This window comes from Bradyrhizobium sp. S3.12.5, from assembly GCF_040548225.1.
In the GTDB taxonomy this organism is placed as follows: domain Bacteria; phylum Pseudomonadota; class Alphaproteobacteria; order Rhizobiales; family Xanthobacteraceae; genus Bradyrhizobium; species Bradyrhizobium cytisi.
The window spans coordinates 17,023-36,685 of sequence record NZ_JBEPRF010000009.1 but is presented as its reverse complement, the minus strand read 5'-3'; the positions used below and the strand labels follow the sequence as shown (position 1 = coordinate 36,685).

The 19,663-nt window shown below is 60.8% G+C and carries 14 protein-coding genes, 1 tRNA gene, 2 pseudogenes and 1 other annotated feature; of the genes and pseudogenes, 8 read left to right on the top strand and 9 right to left on the bottom strand.

Features of this window, described 5'->3' with window-relative positions:
- Positions 1 to 179 precede the first annotated feature (179 nt).
- Positions 180 to 899 carry a flagellar hook assembly protein FlgD gene (locus ABIC09_RS14555; protein ID WP_354082172.1) on the bottom strand — a complete coding sequence of 240 codons (720 nt, stop codon included), beginning with the start codon at positions 897 to 899 and terminating at the stop codon, positions 180 to 182.
- A gap of 13 nt (positions 900 to 912) precedes the next feature.
- Positions 913 to 2,553: a flagellar hook-length control protein FliK gene (locus ABIC09_RS14550; RefSeq protein WP_354109691.1), complete on the bottom strand. Its 1,641-nt coding sequence runs from the start codon at positions 2,551 to 2,553 to the stop codon at positions 913 to 915.
- Between the two features lie 348 nt (positions 2,554 to 2,901).
- Here ABIC09_RS14550 and mnmA point away from each other — a divergent pair, with 348 nt between their 5' ends.
- The 4 genes from mnmA to ABIC09_RS14530 all read left to right on the top strand — a co-directional run bounded on the left by mnmA (position 2,902) and on the right by ABIC09_RS14530 (position 5,504).
- Positions 2,902 to 4,083 (top strand): tRNA 2-thiouridine(34) synthase MnmA, encoded by a 1,182-nt coding sequence (gene mnmA / locus ABIC09_RS14545; RefSeq protein ID WP_354109690.1) that lies wholly within the window; start codon positions 2,902 to 2,904, stop codon positions 4,081 to 4,083.
- A gap of 20 nt (positions 4,084 to 4,103) precedes the next feature.
- Positions 4,104 to 4,742 (top strand): class I SAM-dependent methyltransferase, encoded by a 639-nt coding sequence (locus ABIC09_RS14540; protein ID WP_148755373.1) that lies wholly within the window; start codon positions 4,104 to 4,106, stop codon positions 4,740 to 4,742.
- A 46-nt stretch (positions 4,743 to 4,788) separates the two neighbouring features.
- Positions 4,789 to 5,151, top strand: coding sequence for a hypothetical protein (locus ABIC09_RS14535; RefSeq protein WP_354109689.1), 363 nt, complete (start codon positions 4,789 to 4,791; stop codon positions 5,149 to 5,151).
- 276 nt (positions 5,152 to 5,427) lie between these two features.
- Positions 5,428 to 5,504: transfer RNA gene (locus ABIC09_RS14530), tRNA-Met, on the top strand.
- A gap of 213 nt (positions 5,505 to 5,717) precedes the next feature.
- On the opposite strand, the gene ABIC09_RS14525 is transcribed toward ABIC09_RS14530, so the two are convergent.
- On the bottom strand, positions 5,718 to 5,918 hold the full coding sequence (locus ABIC09_RS14525) for a hypothetical protein (RefSeq protein WP_354085522.1): 201 nt from the start codon (positions 5,916 to 5,918) through the stop codon (positions 5,718 to 5,720).
- Positions 5,919 to 6,351: 433 nt separating this feature from the next.
- Positions 6,352 to 6,642: a hypothetical protein gene (locus ABIC09_RS14520; RefSeq protein WP_354085521.1), complete on the bottom strand. Its 291-nt coding sequence runs from the start codon at positions 6,640 to 6,642 to the stop codon at positions 6,352 to 6,354.
- Between the two features lie 63 nt (positions 6,643 to 6,705).
- On the opposite strand from ABIC09_RS14520, the pseudogene ABIC09_RS14515 reads away from it, so the two are divergent.
- The 4 genes and pseudogenes from ABIC09_RS14515 (at position 6,706) to tnpC (ending at position 11,225) form a co-directional block, all read left to right on the top strand.
- A pseudogene (locus tag ABIC09_RS14515) lies at positions 6,706 to 7,917 on the top strand (IS3 family transposase).
- Positions 6,982 to 7,098, top strand: a sequence feature (AL1L pseudoknot). It overlaps the preceding pseudogene by 117 nt.
- A gap of 839 nt (positions 7,918 to 8,756) precedes the next feature.
- Positions 8,757 to 9,152, top strand: coding sequence for an IS66-like element accessory protein TnpA (gene tnpA, locus ABIC09_RS37430; RefSeq protein ID WP_502917670.1), 396 nt, complete (start codon positions 8,757 to 8,759; stop codon positions 9,150 to 9,152).
- On the top strand, positions 9,149 to 9,496 hold the full coding sequence (tnpB, locus tag ABIC09_RS14505) for an IS66 family insertion sequence element accessory protein TnpB (protein ID WP_354109688.1): 348 nt from the start codon (positions 9,149 to 9,151) through the stop codon (positions 9,494 to 9,496). Before tnpA ends, tnpB begins: the two co-directional genes overlap by 4 nt.
- Before the next feature lie 69 nt (positions 9,497 to 9,565).
- Positions 9,566 to 11,225: pseudogene (tnpC, locus tag ABIC09_RS14500) on the top strand (IS66 family transposase).
- 2,178 nt (positions 11,226 to 13,403) lie between these two features.
- Here tnpC and ABIC09_RS14495 read toward each other — a convergent pair.
- The 5 genes from ABIC09_RS14495 to ABIC09_RS14475 form a co-directional block, all read right to left on the bottom strand.
- On the bottom strand, positions 13,404 to 14,843 hold the full coding sequence (locus ABIC09_RS14495) for an undecaprenyl-phosphate glucose phosphotransferase (RefSeq protein ID WP_354085520.1): 1,440 nt from the start codon (positions 14,841 to 14,843) through the stop codon (positions 13,404 to 13,406).
- Between the two features lie 159 nt (positions 14,844 to 15,002).
- Positions 15,003 to 15,788, bottom strand: a complete 786-nt coding sequence (locus ABIC09_RS14490; RefSeq protein ID WP_354085519.1) for a hypothetical protein — start codon at positions 15,786 to 15,788, stop codon at positions 15,003 to 15,005.
- 406 nt (positions 15,789 to 16,194) lie between these two features.
- Complete coding sequence (locus ABIC09_RS14485; protein ID WP_354085518.1) at positions 16,195 to 17,376, bottom strand: acyltransferase family protein; 1,182 nt, start codon at positions 17,374 to 17,376, stop codon at positions 16,195 to 16,197.
- Positions 17,373 to 18,398 carry a hypothetical protein gene (locus ABIC09_RS14480; RefSeq protein ID WP_354085517.1) on the bottom strand — a complete coding sequence of 342 codons (1,026 nt, stop codon included), beginning with the start codon at positions 18,396 to 18,398 and terminating at the stop codon, positions 17,373 to 17,375. Before ABIC09_RS14480 ends, ABIC09_RS14485 begins: the two co-directional genes overlap by 4 nt.
- A gap of 37 nt (positions 18,399 to 18,435) precedes the next feature.
- Entirely contained in the window at positions 18,436 to 19,653 is a 1,218-nt protein-coding gene (locus ABIC09_RS14475; protein ID WP_354109687.1) for an O-antigen ligase family protein, read from the bottom strand.
- Positions 19,654 to 19,663: the final 10 nt, after the last annotated feature.

Genomic DNA, 19,663 nt, shown 5'->3' with positions numbered 1-19,663 from the left:
ATGCGGGCTTAAAAATCCGCTAAGCCTAAGGCTTCAATACAATTCTCGTTGAAACTTGCGGGAACACGACCGGCCCGGCGGGCAGAAAACGCAATTTCAGCCGGCCGAGCGGGGTCTTCGTAAATACTTTACTAAGAACAGGGCGCGCAAACCGCGCGTATCGGCGCAAAGCGCGAGGTCTAGCTGCCGCTGCTGCTGCTGGCGGCGACGACGCTCTTCACCTGGTTCAGCGTGTAGCTCTGGCCGTCGATGGTGAGCAGCGGCGGCGACTGGGTCAGGTCGACTGACGACACCGTGCCCTGCACCTGCGCCGAAATGCCGACATTGTTGTTCGAGGCGTCCTTGCCGGTCGCCGAGATCGTGTACTTGCCGTCGGGCCATTGCGTGCCGTCATTGCCCTGGCCGTTCCAGGTGAAGGGAATGTCGCTGCCGGCACCCGCGGAATATTGGCCGGTGAACACGGTCTGGCCGCTGGAGTTGGCGATGGAGATGTTGACCGTGGCGCTGGAGGGCACGTTGAGATGCCAGGTCGCCGACGAGCTCTTCATGGTCGCGGTGGTGCCGTCGACCACCGCGGTCTTGCCGACGAAATCCAGCGCCTGGGTCGCCTGCGTGGTCTGCTGCAAGGTGACGAGCTGCGACAGCGAGTCGTTGGTCTTGAGCTGCTGCTCGACGCCGGCGAACTGTACCAGCTGCTGGGTGAACTGGTTGGTGTCGAGCGGATCGAGCGGGTTCTGGTTCTGCAGCTGGGTCGTCAGCAGCGTCAAGAAGGTCTGGAAGTTGCCGGCGAGCGTCGCGCCCGTGGACGAGCCCAGGCTCGAGCTCGACGAGGAGGACGACGACGTTTGCGTCGTGCCGGAGACGACGGCAGGTGCGGTGGCGGAATTCGTGGTGGTCATTTGCGAATACTCCTCACACTCTGATGTCGACGCCGCTGCTCGATCCGAGCATGCGGCCATAGCTGCGGCTCACGGGCGCGGCCGCGGCAGAATCGTCTTCACTGATGATCAGCCGGCGGGAATTGCCGGAATTGTCGTTGTTCTGGCCGGAGTTCTGTCCCGGCGAATTCTGGTCGCGCAGGCTGAAAGAGAGCCCGTTGCTGCCGGTCTTGAGGCCGGCATCGTCGAGCGCGCGCTGCAATTGCGGCGCGTCCTGCCGCAGCATCTGCAGTGTCTCCGGCTTCTCGACGGTGAGATGCGAGGTGACCTGGCCGTTGCGGTCGACATTGATGCGGACGTCGATGCGGCCGAGATCGATCGGATCGAGGCTGATGTCGAAGCGCGTCTTGCCGGAGCGCGCGGCGGCCGCGATCTCGACTGGGATGCCGCTGATCGGCACGGCGTTCGAAGTCGCCGCGGTCGCGGTCAGCGTCGCGGTGGAGGCGGTGGCCGCCGACGTCGTATTGGTCAGCGGCGCCTGCACGGCGGAGGCGGCTTGCGCACTGGCGTCGGTCGTCGCAGCAGCAACGGCTTGCGTGTCGGCATGGGCGTGCGTGGTCGGCGCGGCCGGCGTCGCATCGGCCGTGCGATTGGCAGCATCGGCCTTGGCGTCGGTCGCGGCGCTATCGACCTGCGGCTTGGCGGCTTCCGGATGCGCGGCGGCGTTGGTCGCCGTCGCCGTCGCGGCATTTTGCGCAGTGGTCGCGGCCTGCGCGGTCTTGTCGGTATCCTGGCCGATATTGGAGACGTCGGCCTGGCCTTGCGCGGTCGCTGCAGCCTTGAACGACGTTTTGGGCGTGCCCTGGTCGACCGCGGTGAGCTGCGCGGCGTTCGCCGTCGCATCCGTCGCGGTGCCGTCGGTCGTTGTAGCAGCCGCATCGGCGAGCGCGGACTTCGCATCGGCGGTTTTGCCGTCGGTCTTGCCGTCGGTCTTGGCCGTCTTGCCGGTCGCATCGGTCTTGGCGCCGGCGATCTGCGCCGCGGTCGAGGCGCTGGCGGCGATGCCGGCGGCTGCGATCGTCAGCGGCGAGGAGGCGGTGTTGGCGGCCTGGCCGGCTGTCGCATTCGGATCGACCGGAACCACGGGCGCCGCGACGGGGATAGTGGCCGGATCGGGCGTCGCCGCCGGCGTCGCGGCGGCCTGTGCTGCGGCAGAGGCGTCGACCGCGGCGGCGAGGCCGTCGGTGGTGCCGTCGGTCTTGTCGCCCTTGGCGTCCTTGGTCTCCTGCGACTTGTCGCCCGACTTGGACGCGTCGCTCTTGTCCTTGGTCTTGGCAGTCGCCTTGGTCGGATCGGCCGGCGTGTCGCTCGCGGCCGTCGTCGAGGAATCCGTGTTGTCGCTCGCGTTGCTCTGCGAGGACTGATCGGTCGAGGAAGAGTCGCGCGTGCTCCGGTCGGACGAGGAGGACGACGAAGACGACGAATCGGTCCGCCGCGGCGCGGTGTCCTGGCTCGCGGACGAGGCGCTGTTGCTGATGGCCTGGGTGTTGCTGTCGACCAGCGCGCCGAAGGAGTCACTCGGCGTCGAGTCCTTGGTGCTCTGCGACCGGGCAGGCTTCTGCTGCGCGCTGGAAACCTGCGCGCTTGCCGCTACGTCTGACGTGACACCGACCACAGGCGACCCCTCGAAAACATCTTCGGGCTAGAAGGTCAGCAAGGAGCGGGCCAATCCTTCGAATTGCCATTTTATATAGCGATATCAATATCTTGTGGAATCGGCAGTACCCCCGGCAGCTGCGCGAAAACCCCGTCATTTCTGCCGCCCCGGCAAGAATTGCCGAAAGCTTGGGGCGGCCGCGATTGCTTCACCGGAATGCGGCATATATTAAAGGGTGCTCTCAGCCGCTTTCGACCGGGCAGGCCGTGCCCTTCGGGAACTCTTGGTTCCCGGGGACCGCCAGTGTCCCGGCCAAAGGCACAGAAATCGCGGATCGCGAACGTCGCCGTCACAACTGCTAGGCCCATGCTCAACAGTCTGGATCTCGAAGGCCGTCCTAAGGACACCAGGGTCGTCGTTGCCATGTCAGGCGGCGTCGATTCCTCGACGACGGCTGCGCTGTTGAAGGCGGAGGGCTATGACGTCGTCGGCATCACGCTGCAGCTCTACGACCATGGCGCGGCGACCCACCGCAAGGGCGCCTGCTGCGCCGGCCAGGACATTCATGACGCCCGCGACGTCGCCGCCAAGCTCGGCATTCCTCATTACGTGCTCGACTACGAGGACCGTTTTCGCGAGTCCGTCATCGACAATTTCGCCGACTCTTATGCGCTTGGCGAGACGCCGGTGCCGTGCATCGAGTGCAACCGCTCGGTCAAGTTTCGCGACCTGCTGAAGACCGCGCGCGAGCTGGGCGCGCAAGCGCTCGCCACCGGCCATTACGTCGCCTCGCGCCGCCGCGACGACGGGTCGCGCGCGCTGGTGTGCGCCGCCGACGGCGATCGCGACCAGAGCTATTTCCTGTTCGCGACCACGCAGGAGCAGCTCGACTTCCTGCGCTTCCCGCTCGGCGACATGACCAAGCCCGAGACGCGCGAGCTTGCGCGCCGCTTCGGTCTCTCCGTCGCCGACAAGCACGACAGCCAGGACATCTGCTTCGTGCCGACCGGCCGCTACACCGACATCATCACCCGCCTGCGTCCGAACGCGATGGACCCCGGCGACATCGTCGATCTCGACGGCCGCGTGCTCGGCCGGCATCACGGTATCGCCAATTTCACCATCGGTCAGCGCCGCGGCCTCGGCATCGCCGCCGCCGCGCCGCTGTTCGTGGTGCGGCTGGAGGCCGCCAACCGCCGCGTCGTGGTCGGCCCGCGCGATGCGCTGAGGATGCACCGCATCGCCTTGCGAGACGTCAACTGGATCGGCGGCGGCGACATCGACCGCGCGATCGGCAATGGCCTCGAGCTGTTCGTCCGCGTCCGCTCGACCCGCAGCCCCCAGCCGGCGTGGCTGCGCGGCGCTGACGGCCATTACGAGGTCGAGCTCGTCGCCGGCGAAGAGGGTGTTTCGCCCGGCCAGGCCTGCGTGTTCTACGACGCGCCCAGTGGCCAGGCCCGCGTGCTCGGCGGCGGCTTCATCCAGAGCGCTGCCGCGAAGGTCGCGAGCAACACGACGCGGCCGCTCGTGGAAGCGGTGCGCGGCTAAAAGATATCCGGGGCAGGGGCATGGCAGCAGACATCTCGCGGGCCGGGGTCGAGAAGGCCTATGGCCGCTGGGCGCCGGTCTATGATCTCGTGTTCGGCAAGGTGTTCGACGCCGGCCGGCAGTCGACCATCGCAGAGGCCGACCGCATCGGCGGCCGTATCCTCGACGTCGGCGTCGGCACCGGTCTCTCGCTGTCCGATTATTCGCGCACCACAAAGATCTGCGGCGTCGACATTTCCGAGCCGATGCTGCGCAAGGCGCAGGCGCGCGTGCGCGCGCTTCGCTTGAGCAATGTCGAAGTGCTCTCGGTGATGGACGCGAAGAACCTCGCCTTCCACGATGGCTACTTCGACGCGGTGGTCGCGCAATATGTCATCACCGCCGTGCCCGATCCCGAAGGCACGCTCGACGAGTTCGTGCGCGTGCTCAAGCCCGGCGGCGAGCTGATCCTGGTTAACCACATCGGCGCCGAAAAGGGGTTTCGCAAGCTCTCCGAGCTCGCGTTTGCGCCGTTCGCCCGCCGCCTCGGCTGGCGTCCGGAATTCCCGTGGCAGCGCCTGGTCGACTGGGCTGCAAAGCACGGCGGCATCACGCTCGCCGAGCGCCGCCCGATGCCGCCGATGGGCCATTTTTCGCTGATCCGCTACCACAAATCGTAATGTTCAGAGGCTGGAACAGAGCGCGCGCTTCGCGCGTTTCCTGTCCATGCGGACGACATCAAACATCATCCTGGCTAGCCTCGTGATCGCAGCCGCCGGCGCCGCGGTCGCGCAGGCGCCGCCCGCTCCGGCGACGCCGCCGCAACAGACCGCGCCGCCATCCCCGCAGCACGCGGCCGACTGCACGCCGCAGGACCGCCCGAACCGCGCCACCACGCCCGACGGCACCACTACCGGCCAGGCCCGGGAACCGCTCGGCGACAAGCTGGCAAAATCCGACGGCGTGCTCTGCCCGCCCGCCGGCGTCGATCCCGAAATGCACGCCCCCGCGCCGAGTACGGATGGCAAAATGCCCGTCATCCCGCCCCCCGGCAGCCCCGGCGGCGACCCCAACGTCAAGCCGAAGTAGGCCGTAGCTCCTACCCAGCTGTCATCATGCCCGGGCTTGTCCCGGGCACCCACGTTCTTGGGACCGCAGATTAAGGCGTGGATGGCCGGGACAAGCCCGGCCATGACGGATTCGGCGGGGAGTTCGGCCCAAAACAGGCTGATCTGTCCCCACGCGGACCTGTCCCGCCGAAGCTTTCGCGAAAGCGGAAGCGAAGGCGGATTGACTTCCCGCCGCCCCCTTCTTTATATGCCGCGCGTTCGCGAGATCGGCCTTATCAGGCCCTCGCGACCCTGTGGCGGGGTAGCTCAGCTGGTTAGAGCACGGGAATCATAATCCTGGGGTCGGGGGTTCGAGTCCCTCTCCCGCTACCATCTTTCCCCACATCCCTTTGACGCGGTTTGGATAAGCAGTTTCGCCCAGCAGGGTATTTAATCTCGAACGACCGAACACATGCTCTTCTCGCTGGAGCCACTCCCATGCGACGAGCGCTGCCGTTGCGACCGCAACCGGAAGGCGAGCGCAAGGGTTTCAGCGAGAGGATTTCCAGTTTTCCCGGACCGCTGACAGATTGCGGTCGATCCTGTTCATGGCATGCGCGTGACTTCGACGCGCAGCGCTGGCGTGTCCTTGATCGCCACTCGGCCGTCGACGCCGGCTTTGACGTAGCCGTCCCGCACCCGGACATTGGGCGTGCCAAAAGCGATGTAGAGCACGGCGAGCATGGTGATGACATTAGCGGCCGCGGACGCGGTGAGCGTCCATGCGAGCAGCGAGATATTGCGCATCCCTTTAAGTTCTCCGAATTCAGCAGCTCCGAGTTCGCGCGCACAGCCGATGCGGCCGCAGGGCAATTAAGGCGAGGCCCACCAGCCGTCCGGAAAGGGCTCTAGCGGTTTAGTATCATCGTTATCGGGGTCCCTCGGACCGCCAGCCCGGCGGCTATCCGGTGGCGGCGTAGGTCGGCGGTCCGTTGGGACCCAACAACGGAGACTAGATGAATCAGATGGGGCTAGCTGAAGTTTCGAAGTGTTCACGTTTGGACAAAGCTGCGTATGAATAGAATGGTTGGCAACAAGCAACGTTGGGGCTCGCCGGCCCTCATGGCGGGACGACTAACTCCAGGCTAACCCGCGCCGTCCACCAGCAACCTGCGATCCGTCAAGTTCTTCTCTACCGGCAAAAAGAAAATTGGGCCCCGCCAGCGCGAACGCCATGCCGTTAATCGATCTGCTGTTGGCCCGCGCAAATTATCGCTAAGGCCCTTTCCGATTTTGCGAGAATTTTCTGCCTTGCTTCAGCGATCTGTTCGAGAGGCGGCACGAGCTCCCGTATCCCCATCTCAATTCCGAGATCGTTAAGGGCCCTCTGATCAAACAGGATCGAGTCATCCGCCCAGCGGGTCATCTGTTCCGCCCAGCGATTGCGAAGGTCATTCGCGGACAGCTGTTCATAGCGGCGGCCGCGGACCAGATAAGATTGGCGATTTTCCGATTGCCGGCTTTTCAGCATGGCCTCGACAGCTTGAACCGCCCCGGGTTTGCCGGAGGCTCCAACTCCTGAGAGGATGGAGCCATGACGAGCAAGACGACGAACAAGTTTTCACCCGAGGTCCGGACCCGAGCGGTTCGGATGGTTCTGGATCACGCCAGCGAGTACCCGTCGCGCTGGGCGGCAGTGACGTCGATCGCGACCAAGATCGGCAGCACGCCGCAGACGCTGCATGACTGGGTCAAGAAGGCAGAGGTCGATAGCGGGCAGCGTTCCGACCGACACGGCCGAGAAGCTGAAGGCGCTCGAACGGGGGAACCGCGAGCTTCGGCAGGCCAACGAGATCCTGCGCAAGGCAAGCGCCTATTTTGCGATGGCGGGACTCGACCGCCGGTTCAAGCCATGATCGCCTTCATCGACGATCATCGTGGGGCGCATGGGGTCGGGCCGATCTGTAAGGTCTTGCCGATCGCCCCCTCGACCTACCACGCCCATGTGGCCAAGCGGCGCGATCCGGCCAAGCTGCCGGCGCGCGCCAGACTGGATGCCGCGCAGAAGATCGAGGTTCGCCGCGTGTTCGATCAAAACTTCTCCGTCTACGGCGTGCGCAAGGTCTGGCGCCAGCTCAAGCGCGTGCCCGTTGCACAGTGTCGCGACTGATGCGGGACATGGGTTTGCAAGGGGTTATCCGCGGCAAACCGGTCAAGACCACGATCGGCGCCAAGGCCGCGCCATGCCCGCTGGATCACGTCAACCGCCAGTTCAAGGCGCCAAGGCCGAATGCTCTTTGGCTCTCTGACTTCACCTATGTCGCGACCTGGACCGGCTTCGTCTACGTCGCCTTCGTCATCGACGCCTATGCCAGCAGGATCGTGGGCTGGCGAGCCTCGCGCACGGCGCATGCGGGCTTCGTGCTCGATGCGCCGGAGCAGGCCCTGCATGATCGAGGGCCGGTCCATCGCGGCGGCCTCGTGCATCATAACGACAGGGGCAGCCAATGCGTCTCCATCAAATACACCGAGCGCGCCTGGCTGAAGCAGGCGTGGAGCCTTCTGTCAGCAGCGTCGGAGATTCCTATGACAATGCTCTGGCCGAAACCATCAACGGTCTCTACAAGGCCGAGGTGATCCATCCGCGCGGGCCATGGCGCAGCTTCGAGGCCGTCGAGTTCGCGACCCTGGAATGCGTGGACTGGTTCAACAACCGGCGGCTCCTGGAGCCTATCGGCAACATACGCCGGCCGAAGCCGAGCAACGCTACTACGCCATGCTGGAACAACCGGTCATGGCGGCGTAACTTAAACCAACCAGCCTCCGGCAAACCCGGGGCGGTTCAAATTAAGTTAAAGCCGGCCGGGTCAATTTAGCGGTTAGAGGGCAGCATCCATGGAAACTGCTAAGCACTGCCGGACCCAGTCGGCTGAATGCCTCCGCCTAATGCAATTGGCGCGGGGTGAGCGCGAAGCCAGATCCCTGAAATCGCTATCGGAAAGCTGGATCCGGATCGCCAATCAGATCGATCGATACCAATCTCTTACGCGCGATCAATGAATGCATTGACCGATCCGTTGATCGCTTACACGCGCCGTTGCACGATCCACTCTGAGCCGGGGAATCCGCGAGGTGAGAAGCCTGACTTTCCGGGCGTCATGCGTCGGAGATGACCGCTGTCCAATTCAATGACAATTTGAGTAGGAGAGGAATTCACTACCGTACTGCTGATAACCGTTTCATCTCCCAAGACGATCGGTAAGTCGATGCCTGTCGCTGGAAAGGTGCGAAGCATGGCATTGGTCCTCAGCCACACTGTAGCGCCAGTCGCAAGCGTCCATGAACGCGTATGGCCGGCCCATTCCAACTGTTCGCCCCCCGAACAGGTGGGCAGCATACAGACTTCCCCCGACCAAACTTGACATCCGGCAATACCCCAAGCCATGCCGCCGTCAAAGCGACGCCCGTGGCTGCGACAAATTGTTACACCTTCGCATGCCGCGAGATCAGCTCGATCTCGACGAGCTCGCGAGCAACTATCGCGCGGCGATCCTAACCGTATCCCTCCGGCGGCGGCCGCCTTGTTTAGTTTGAGAGGCGGGCCGAGGATTTGACCTTAAATCTAGCTTTAAGGTCACGTCGCGAATGCAGGTCAATGTCTTGGGCGCCGAGCGTCGGCGGCGATGGAGTTACGACGAGAAGGTTCGCCTTGTCGAAGAGACCTTGCAGGCTGGCGAGACGGTCTGCGGCGTCGCGCGCCGGCACGGGGTGGCTCACAGCCTGCTGTTCACCTGGCGTCGACAGGCGCGCCAGGGCCGACTGGGCGGAGATTCCGTACCAGCTCTCGTTCCGGTCGAGATCACGCCGGTGGCGGCTCCGATCTCGAGCGACGCGCCACAACCGGCGTCTTCCCTGCCTGCGCAGCGCGCAAGGGCTGGAATCATCGAGATCGAGCTTGGCGGCGGCTGTCGCGTTCGCGTTGACCGTGACGTGGACGTTGAGGCGCTGCAGCGGATTCTTGAGCTGCTGCGACGACGATGATCCCGATTCCAAGCGGCGTCAGGGTTTGGATCGCCACTGACCACACCGACATGCGTCGCGGCATGCAAAGCCTGGCTCTGACGGTTCAGGAGAGCTTGAAGCGCGATCCTCATGCCGGCGATCTCTATATCTTCCGGGGTCGTCGCGGTGACCTCGTCAAGATTCTCTGGCACGATGGGCTGGGCATGTCGCTCTACGCCAAGCGCCTTGACCGTGGGAAGTTCATCTGGCCCGCGGCGTCAGCCGGCGCGGTATCGATCTCAGCGGCGCAGATGGCCTATATGCTCGAGGGCATCGACTGGCGGAATCCGCAACTGAGTTGGCGACCGCAAAGCGCAGGCTGAGCGAAGAAACTACGGTTGCTGCCATTTTGGGGAGTCCCATCGCGTCCAATCTGTGATTCACTGCGTCGCATGGATGCCGACCGCGACGCTGTTCCGGATGACGTTGCCGCCTTGAAGGAGGCGCTGGCGGTGGAGCGCGTGAAGGGTTTGGAGATATCCGCCGAGCTCGCGGTCGCCCGCGCGAAAGCGTCGGAAGACGAAGCGCTGATCGCCCAGCAGCAGTTGCAGATCGCCAAGCTGAAGCATCAGATCTATGGGCAACGGTCGGAACGTTCGGCGCGGCTGATCGAGCAGTTGGCGCTGACGTTCGAAGAGCTGGAAGCCGACGCCACCGAGGACGAGCTTGCGGCGGAACGAGCCGTGGCGAAGACGACGACGGTGCGCGGATTTATGCGCAAGCGCGCTGAGCGCCAGACCTTCCCTGAGCACCTTCCCCGGGAGCGGGTGGTGATCGAAGGACCTACGGCTTGTGAATGCTGCGGCAGCAATCGCCTTCGTAAGCTCGGCGAGGACGTGACGCGCACGCTGGAAGTAGTGCCGCGCCAGTGGAAGGTGATCGAGACGGTCCGGGAGAAGTTCTCCTGCCGCGATTGCGAGAAGATCAGCCAGCCGCCGGCGCCATTCCATGCCATCGCCCGAGGATGGGCCGGTCCGAGCCTCCTGGCCATGATTATGTTCGAGAAGTTCGGCCAGCATCAGCCCTTGAACCGTCAGGCCGAGCGCTATGCCCTGGAAGGGGTGCCGATCGCGCTGTCGACCATGGCCGATGCCGTGGGGGCGGTCTGTGCGTCGCTGGATTCCCTGCTGCGCCTGGTGGAAGCCCATGTCATGGCAGCCGAGCGCCTTCATGCTGACGATACGACGGTGCCGGTCCTGGCCAAGGGCAAGACCGACACGGGACGGTGCTGGATCTACGTTCGGGACGACCGGCCGTTTGGGGGCGCGGGTCCCCCGGCAGCGATGTTTTACTACTCACGCGACCGCAAGGGCGAGCATCCGCAGGGGCATCTGGCCCGGTATGCCGGCATCCTGCAGGCCGACGCTTATGACGGTTACAACCAGCTCTATCTGGCCGGGCGCCAGCCCGGACCGATCCGGGAGGCTGCCTGCTGGTCGCATGGAAGGCGGCCATTCTTTGCCATGGCCGACATCGAAGAGAATGCGCGGCGCAAGGGTGCCGGAAAGAAGGAAATCCCGCTCTCTCCGATTGCGATCGAGGTCGTGCGGCGGATCGATGCGCTGTTCGAGATCGAACGCTCCATCAAGGGCAGGAGCCCCGAAGGGCGTCTTCAGGTACGACAGACGCTGAGCCGGCCTCTGGTCGAGGACCTTCAGGTCTACATGCGCGAACAGCTCGCCAAACTGTCTCGTGGGCACGATCTGGCCAAGGCGTTCAACTACATCCTGAAGCGCTGGGCGAGCTTCACGCTCTTCCTGGAGGACGGCCGCGTCTGTCTCTCGAACAATGCCGCAGAGCGAGGATTAAGAGGTATAGCTCTCGGACGAAAATCCTGGTTGTTCTGCGGCTCTGATCGCGGCGGACGGCGCGCAGCTTCCATGTATAGCTTGATCGTCACTGCCAAAATGAATGGCGTTGATCCGAGTTGATCCGCAGGCCTGGCTCACGGATATCCTTGCCCGTATAGCCGCCCACCCAGCTCATCGACTCGACGAGCTTCTGCCTTGGAATTGGACGCCGGTATCAGCGATCTCCGCTCGAGCGGCATGACCACCCCACGTCAACAAGGTCCATCACGTCACCACCAAGGTCGCGAGGAACCGCGGCGAAGACGAAGATTGGCTGCGAGACGTTGTCTGTCAGCTATCGATCCGCTCTGTATTCTGGCGCGGACGACTGAGTTGTGATGCCTCTCTAATGTTGAGAGCTGTCTTCCCTTTATCAGAAATAAGATAGACGACATGTGGAGGCATAGCCGAAATTCCGGCTTCGTGGAGATAGCCTAACTCACACAGACGTCTGGCGCGACCATAGACGCCTTTCCATGGGCGCCACGCGCTATGTCCTTCCCTCATCGCTTCTCGTAAGCATTCGAAATCGAGTTTTTCTAGGTCCATAATCTATTCCAGCCTTGGCGCGATATCCGGTAGTTTATCAGACACTCTTCGCAATCGCACTATCATGACAACCACTAACCGTCGGGCAGCCATGTGCCGCCGCGGCGGCTAATAAGCCTTGCGGTCTCCTCGCTTCATCCGTGATCCGTCACGCCGAAAGTAACTAATCCCAGAGCTTTTGTCGCACCCTCTGACGCGCGTTTGGCAGACTTCGATGGGATCTTGGTGGGATCTCGTCACTAATCTGCACTGCGCTCTCCGTTCGAAGGAGCGTTCTCAGTACCGCGCTTTGCTCGGCAAGGCGGCCTTCAGCGGACGGGTACTCCTAACCGCTCAGGCCGGCAACCGATTTGCCAACATAGTGCCCACGCAGCGCTTTTTCAGCCTCTTGCCGATTTACCGTAAGCTATTGAATTTGTTTGGTGAGCACGCCGGGGGCCAAAGGCATCCTTGGCACGGAAATGCGCCCAAACTCTTTGCCTATCTCCGTAAATTATTGATATTGCGGCAAAAGGGGCGGCCCTCCGAGCGCACCAGGAGCCGACGTGACTGCCGGAAGCGTAAGCCAATGCGGTCCGATAAACGGTTCTGGCTGGTTGAGTCCAGCAGGCGACCTGGATCGACCATGCAGCAGATCCGCTTCATTCTCGAGACGGACGGAAGGGCGGATCAAGTCCTCACTGATGCTCGTCACCAAATGGGTGTTCGGACGATTGTCTTGCACGTGGCGCTTCAACAGCCCATTTTGCGCAGTCCCTGCTTGCTGACCGAGAGGCCAACGGTGGATGTGCGATTTCTATTTAGTCAAACGCGCCGCTGCACAATCCACTCCGACCCCTGGAATGCAAGCGATGGGCAAGTGGCCGGAACGAGCCGGCGAAGACGGCCGCTATCCAATTCTAACACGATCGCGCAGGGTGATGAGGCAAAGCACGGTGCTGCTATCACGGCGTCCCCCAAAAGGATAGGCAGATGAGTGCCGACCGGCGGGAGGGTCTGCTGCCCGGCGCTGGTTGTCAGCCAGACCGAAGCGCCAGTTAGAAGCGTCCAATAGTGAGCATGCGCCGCCCAATCCAAAGTGCCGATCGCCGTTTTTCCATACCGTTCATAGGAAAGGCAATCTGCTCGAGAAACCGACTTGGCGAAACTTTCGTGTTGGCAAGCATAGGCCCGCCGCCCGTCGCGGCGCGGGGCCCGTTTCCTTTGTCTTGATTTAGGAACGCCACGCCTAGTCTTCGAGTTCTGCAGCAATATCCATCGCTTTGAGATTCCAAATCCATGACAGAATCAAAAGCAAGATAACGGGGCAAGCCGTCAAAACTATTCCTCTCAAATGGAGCTCCCGCATGGACTGAAAGAAGAACGGTGCCGACATCATCGCTATCGCAACTAGCGCGGTTCCAGCGCTTAGGTTGCTGAAAAATCTTACCCGCAGTTTCCGTATCGCATTATTTGCCACCTTTCCCATGACTTGCCTCTGTCATTTGATTTGCGAGAGCCATCGCTTTCCTAAACGGGCGGCGGCAAGCAAAAAATCAGGATTGCTTATTCGAGTTAACGCGACGTCCTGCTTACAGTCGTCTTTCGGCTCGAAAATCCGTTCCGTTGGCGCGCGCAGGCGAGCGAGCTATCGGCGTCAGCTGTGTCTGCGGCAATGTTCCCGCGTACGCGTGATGCCCAACTTCCAGCACCCGGATCTGGAAGGGGGCTTAACCAGCATTGCTGTCAGCATATTGCCTTGCTGAACCCGTTCGCCCGACTTGGGCCTAGGCTCGAACGCTCGCCGTTGCCAAAAGCCGGCAAACTCCCGCCGCGCCTTGCACGGGAAGGCTCAATAAGCCTCCTGGCCTGAAAGCACAATCACGGTCCGTATTAGAATACGAATGTCCAGCCAGATGCTCCAATTGGTCACGTACCAGACGTCGTATTCAACACGCTTCTGCATCAGATCGATAGTTGGCGTCTCGCCACGGAAGCCGTTGACCTGGGCCCAACCCGTTAGGCCAGGCTTCACATGATGTCGATAAGCGTAGTTGCTGATCATCTGATTGTAGTAGTTGTCATGTGCGAGCGCATGCGGGCGCGGGCCAACTAGCGACATTTCTCCGCGCAGAACATTCCAAAGCTGCGGCAATTCATCGATGCTCGTTCTGCGCAAGAGACGCCCAATCTGGGTAACTCGCTCGTCCTGTTTGCTCGCCTGCCTAATCTCGGGGCCGTTCTCCGAAACCGTCATACTGCGAAATTTCCAGATCTCGAATGGCCGGCTGTTGAATCCGCGGCGTGTCTGTCGAAAGATGACGCTGCCCGGCGATTCCAATTTGATCAAGATCGCTGGGACGATGAGCAGAGGGACCAGAAGCGCTAACCCCACAGAGGCCAAGGCGATATCGAGGCTGCGTTTCAGGGCCCGCTCGCCGATTGAAAGAGGTGTCCGCTGGATCTCGATCGCCATCGTTCCACTCATCGGCACGAACGGCCGTGACACGAGGTCGGCGATCGCAAAATCGGCCAATAGGCGAACCGCATTCGGTACCTGGCGGAGCCGTTGGCTCAGCTTTTGTAGAACCAGAACTTCGTTCCAGTCGAAGGCCAGCAGAAACTCGTCTGCCTCAGCCGCACGAGACTCTCGAACGATCTTGAGAACATCCCGGTCCCACGCTCCATCGTCATCCTCCAACGTCACGTTCAGTATCACGTGACACACGACTTCGAAGCCATTCCTGCGCAAATCCTTGAGGCGATTGGAGGTGAAATCGAGCGGTTTTGGGCTGACCAAAACAACCCGTCGCCTGAAGGAATGGCTGCTGGCAAGGGACGAAGCCAGCAGGAGGCGCCAGACCGCGCGGTGTGCGCCTAGACTGACGAGGCCGATCATCGCGAACAGCATGATGGTGGCACGGGATAGGACGGACGTCGATTTCAACAGGAAGGCGGCGAAGGTAAGAATTGTCAGTGACAAGAGCCAGGCGAAAAGGACCTTACGTAATTGCCAGCTCGCATCGAGAAGGTGGTGACGATCGTATCCGCCCTGAAAGAAGGCAATCGTGACAAAAACCATGGCCACAATCAAGCCCGGACCCATTGAAAGCTCTTGATCGGACGAAACTCCGATGAGTTTGCGATGAACTAGAGCAGCGCAGAGATAGCTGATTAGAACCAGCAAGAAGTCGGCCGTCATAACGGCGATTTGTAGCGGCGTCTGCAAGGATGCGCCGCGACTAGCTGCTTCTGAGGATAAGTGTTTGGAATCGAATATGGCTGAGGTCACGATAAGTCTCTTTCGCAAAGATTTCTCGGCCTGAGAACAGCTTGACTAGTGAAAAATGGCGCCACGTCAGGGCGGAAATATGCCCTGAACCGCGAGGCGTCCGGTGCCTCGATTGCTCAATGTCATAGGTCATCGACAAGCAATGCGCGACGCAAGATGCTATCGCGGTGCCAGGACACGCAGGCACGGCGATTGTACATTTGCGGTGCGCGGCATGCTTGCCGCCTGTGCCGGAAGCGGCAATTCGGTCAAAGGCGGCGGCGGGTCTGCAGTGAATTGCGGAGTGCTGCTGGAAAAGAAGTAGAGGGTGGACCAGTTCGCTGAAAGTTCGACCCAATTGCTGTTACCCGCACCTCGATTGTTGGAGCCGTTGTGCAGCGAGTCGGGGGCGCGCCACCAGTCGGCGCCAACATTTGCGACGACCTTTATGTTCGGATCCGTCGTCTTCATGTCCATCTGCACGTACACGGAGTCCACGCTTCCGGCGGCAAAAGCGCCCCGTCTCACCATCCACATCAAGTCGTTACGGCCAGGCGGAGGGCCATCGGCAACAGTGCTTCCATCGGCTTGTACTTCGATCTTCATCTGGACGGCCAGATTTTTGGGAGCGATAGCGTCGAAATGGGCTCCGACGATTTCGTTTTCGTTCTGGTCCTGCACCAGGACCCACTCTTTGGTGGCGTGGAGACGTACATACGTCTTTCCGTTGGCTATGAGTATCTTTCCGTCCGAGGTTGCTGGGGCAGCTGCGCCGAATTTTGGAAAGACGGAAGCCAATCCGGTAACGGATGTGAAGTCCGAAGGAGGGGCGCCGCTTTCCGGCCTGGAGGCGCCGTTGCACCAGGATGACGTCTTGGGCGCGCCGGCCGGAAAGCCTTGGCTGTAACCGGGAGTATTTTGCTCGATTGCGCTCAACGAGAGCCCCGCCGGGGTGACTTCGTTCAACGGGCCGTTCGCCGAGACAGCGCTCCCTGGAGTCACGGCAACGATCGCAATTATTCCGATGGGCAAGAGCCGGGTCGGAGGTTTCCGGAACAGGAGGTGGACCGCGCTCCGAAGAGTTGCAAGCGGTAAGCACAAAGCCGGAAAATGGCGAGCGTCAGACATGGGGACCGCCCAATAATCGGTTAAAAATTCTAGGCGGCATTGTAGACAGCGGGGGCGCAGCTGACTTGACGACCATCAAATGCTAGACGATTAGCACTGAGGTGGGTAACCGGCACGGCGGTCAATCGGAGTCGCGAGGCCGGCTTGGTCTGGTTCCTTGGCTAGTTCGCAATATGTTGCGGGCCTCATCGGTAGACTGACTGTCTGCACGCACGGGAGTGTTGGCCGCTCCTGCTGTCCAGCCTCACCGATTGTTTCTTAGCGTGCTGTCAGGCTCGGCTCGCCTAGCATTCGAGCGACTTGTGACGGCATACCAAAGCGTCCGCGGAGCTCGACGCCGCTGTTTGGAACCAAGGCCATCGATGTAACGCCGTGCTGGATTTTCGATCACAAAGTAGGAAACATACGCGACGACAAAGATGATCGCATAGCAAATCGTGCAGAACACCGACATCAAGCCGGGGGAGGCGTGGACCAGTTTGTCGGCAACAGCATTCATGACGATCAAAATAATGAGAGGGTGCCACATGTAGATTGAGTAGGTGAGCTGCCCAAGAGGCGCTAGGCACGCCACAAAGGCTGGCACGGTCCGCTGCGTGTCGGCTGCGACGGCGGTGATCGCGACAACATAGACGAGTCCGAGTGCAATAAGGTGGTGCGTATAGGTGACCATTGAGGCCAACAATAGCATCGAGGAAAGCAACAACAGTCGCCCGGGAGCTGGAAGCATGCTGAGCTTGTCCCGAAAGTAAAACAGCGAGATTCCAATCATGAAGGACGGGAGGGCCCTGAGGGGCGGCCACACGTCTACCCACGAGCGATCGACTGCGTTCTGAGTTAGATCGACGCCAATCGTCGCAACGAGAGTGGGGACTGCAGCCACAAGTAATCCAAGCTTTGATCTCAGGGCCACCCAGGCGAAAAGCGGGAATATTAGATACATCACCATTTCAGCGCCGATCGACCATGACACGCTGCTGAATGAGATCCCATTGCCGCAGTTTGTCATGGCGTTCAATAGAAACGCAGTCTCCGCGATGCATAGCGGTTCGTAGGACGGTTCGTGATTCCCGGCCTTGCCGACCGCAACAAACATAGACCAGATGATGATCGAGACCAGCAGTGTCAACCAGTGGAGCGGCATCAGCCGCCCTATACGCCTCTGAAGAAATGAGCCATAGCCCGGCAGGGTATCGACCTTTCCCTGATACACATGCGCGATCACAAATCCAGAGATCACGAAGAAAAGATCAACGAACAAAGCAAGGCCGCTCGGCAGCGTTGATCGAACGGCCGTTGGGAAAAAAAATTCGAAAGAGTGGCGAACGACGATTCCGGCGGAAGCAACGAATCTCAGCATATCCAAGTGCAGCATCTCGGCGGACGCGACGCGAAGCGTCGGTATTTTCCATGATTTTGTGGTCATGGCGTATCGCTCCAGCGGCTGCCTGCCGAGCCCAGCGGGCGTTTCCGGCAGACCTTGACCATTGCCCCCAAAGTCAATGCGAGCATCACGAGACAGTCGTTCGACAAGGCTTGAGCCGTTGCGATCGAACCGGGCGAGGCGGGGTGTAAGACGGCGCTCACATGCTGTTGATGGATTTGTCCTGCAGAATGCGATCCATCATCGTTGTTGGCAATCTTCGGGTCGTTCGAGCGGGACGTCGGCTCGAGCGAACCGCTGTTTTCGCCGCTCCGCGTCGGCATCGGGGATGGCGGGGGCGTCACCGCAGGCGGCGTCGTTTCCCTCGCGGAGCCACGAAGCGGCGGGGCGGGACTCGCGCGAAAGTCGTCTGTCCTCATTGAATAGAAGCCGATTGTCTTCCATTGGGTCGAGAGCTCAATCCAATTGCTACCGCCGACTCCCGGGTTGTTACTGTGATCGTCAAGATAGGGGGCTCGAGCGTGTCGCCACCAGTCGGCGCCCACCATGGCCACGAGATGCAAGTTCGGATCTGTAACCCGCATCTCCATCTGAACGTAGACTGCATCCACAGTTCCGGCGGGATAAATTCCTCGTCCCCGGTACCAGAAATGGTTGTTATAGCCGACTGGAGGAGCATCAAATGAAATGGTCGCACCAGCCAAAGGGGTCGCTTTCATGGGAATGGCCACGTTCCCGACGAAGTCAGGAACGAAATGCCCTCCGGTCAATTGGACTCTCGACTGGTCCTGAACCAGCGACCATTCGCCCGATTGCTTGATGCGAACATAAGTCTTTGCGTGGGCGACCTCGACCGCGGCATTGGGACTTACGTAGTGCGATTCTCCCACCTTGTGATAGACCTGCCCCCACCCCTCTACCGCACTGAAATCGGCGGGCGGCGACCACAGCCCGCCATCATTCCAGCCTTGATACCAATTGTAACTCGGATGCACGCCCGCGGGAAAGCCTTCGCTGTTTCCCGGAGTGTTCTGCTTGATGAGGTCGGACATCGAGAAGTCCATTGGCCTTTCCTTGTTCATGCTGTGGGCCAGCTGCGTGTCACCGGGCCATAGACCATTTCGGTGACGTAAACCGGCCGGCATAAGAGAAGAACAGCGTCATCGACGTGAAATTATCGATCAGGTTCTCGGACAAAAAATAGATGAGCAGAACTGTGTACATGGTTTTTGCCGCCCGCTCTTTGAGCGAAAACATGATACTGAACACGAAGACGATAAAGACCACGGCATTTAGCAATCCATATTCTGCGAGCACCCGAAGGTAATCGTTGTGTGGCGGCAGCGGCAACACCGTCAGTATCCCGGTCTGGCTTGCACCGTAGCCAAACAGTATTCCTCCGATCCCCAGCGACGAGTAAATCTGCCATATGTTTGTCCAGTGAGTGATGCGGAAGAACGCGGACATGTCCGTCGTGCCCGTTAGATCAATCAATTGCTTGGTTGACATCCGTGCGACGGTGCCTGGGTCAAGGCTCCAGATCAGCGCTATTGCGTTCAGACCCGTTATCAATCGATCAAGCGCGCCGACCGCGTAGGCGCCAAAGCTGGCTATTGCCAGCAAGAAGAGCGCAACGAACACTTGCGGCCTCAGGGGGAAGAAAGACCAAAGACCAACGGCGACGATGGTCGCCAGTGCGGGACCAACTCGGTTCATGATCGCAGCATTTACAAATTGCGCGATTAGTACCTTGCTTCCGAGCCAGGGGGATAAGGCAAAGAACAAGGCGGAGAAATAGAGTGCTGCCGTGTTTGTGTTCGGGAAGTAGGAGAACACGTCAGGATATTCGATTCCTATGTAGACTTTCGTCTGGCCAACTACCTTGAATAGCAGTGGCAGAGCGGCGAGTACGTAGATGCACCGCTTCTCGAAGCGGTGCAGTTGCTCCGGCGTGCTTCGGCCTGCCACATAGAACGAATAGATCGATACGAGCTTCAAACCGTCCGACAGCTCGAAAGAGCCAAAATTCACCAGATAGCTCGCACCCGTGAAGATACAGGCGAGCATCAGGAAGACCTTGTAGAAGCCACTGCTCTCTTTCGCTGTCAGCACGTGGTAGGCAGACCAGGAGATAAGCAGCAGGCTTGTCGAGTTACTCAGGACGTTGAATATGGTCGACCCGGTAAAGTGGTAAGCGAACGTAAGGCAATTCAGGAACACGAGGCCGAAGCAGGTTACCACGAAGAACCGGCTCTGGACGGCCATCGCGGTGGAAGCGAGATGTGGTGTCTCCTCTCTTCCTAGAGCTAGATCCTTCACAACGAACTTA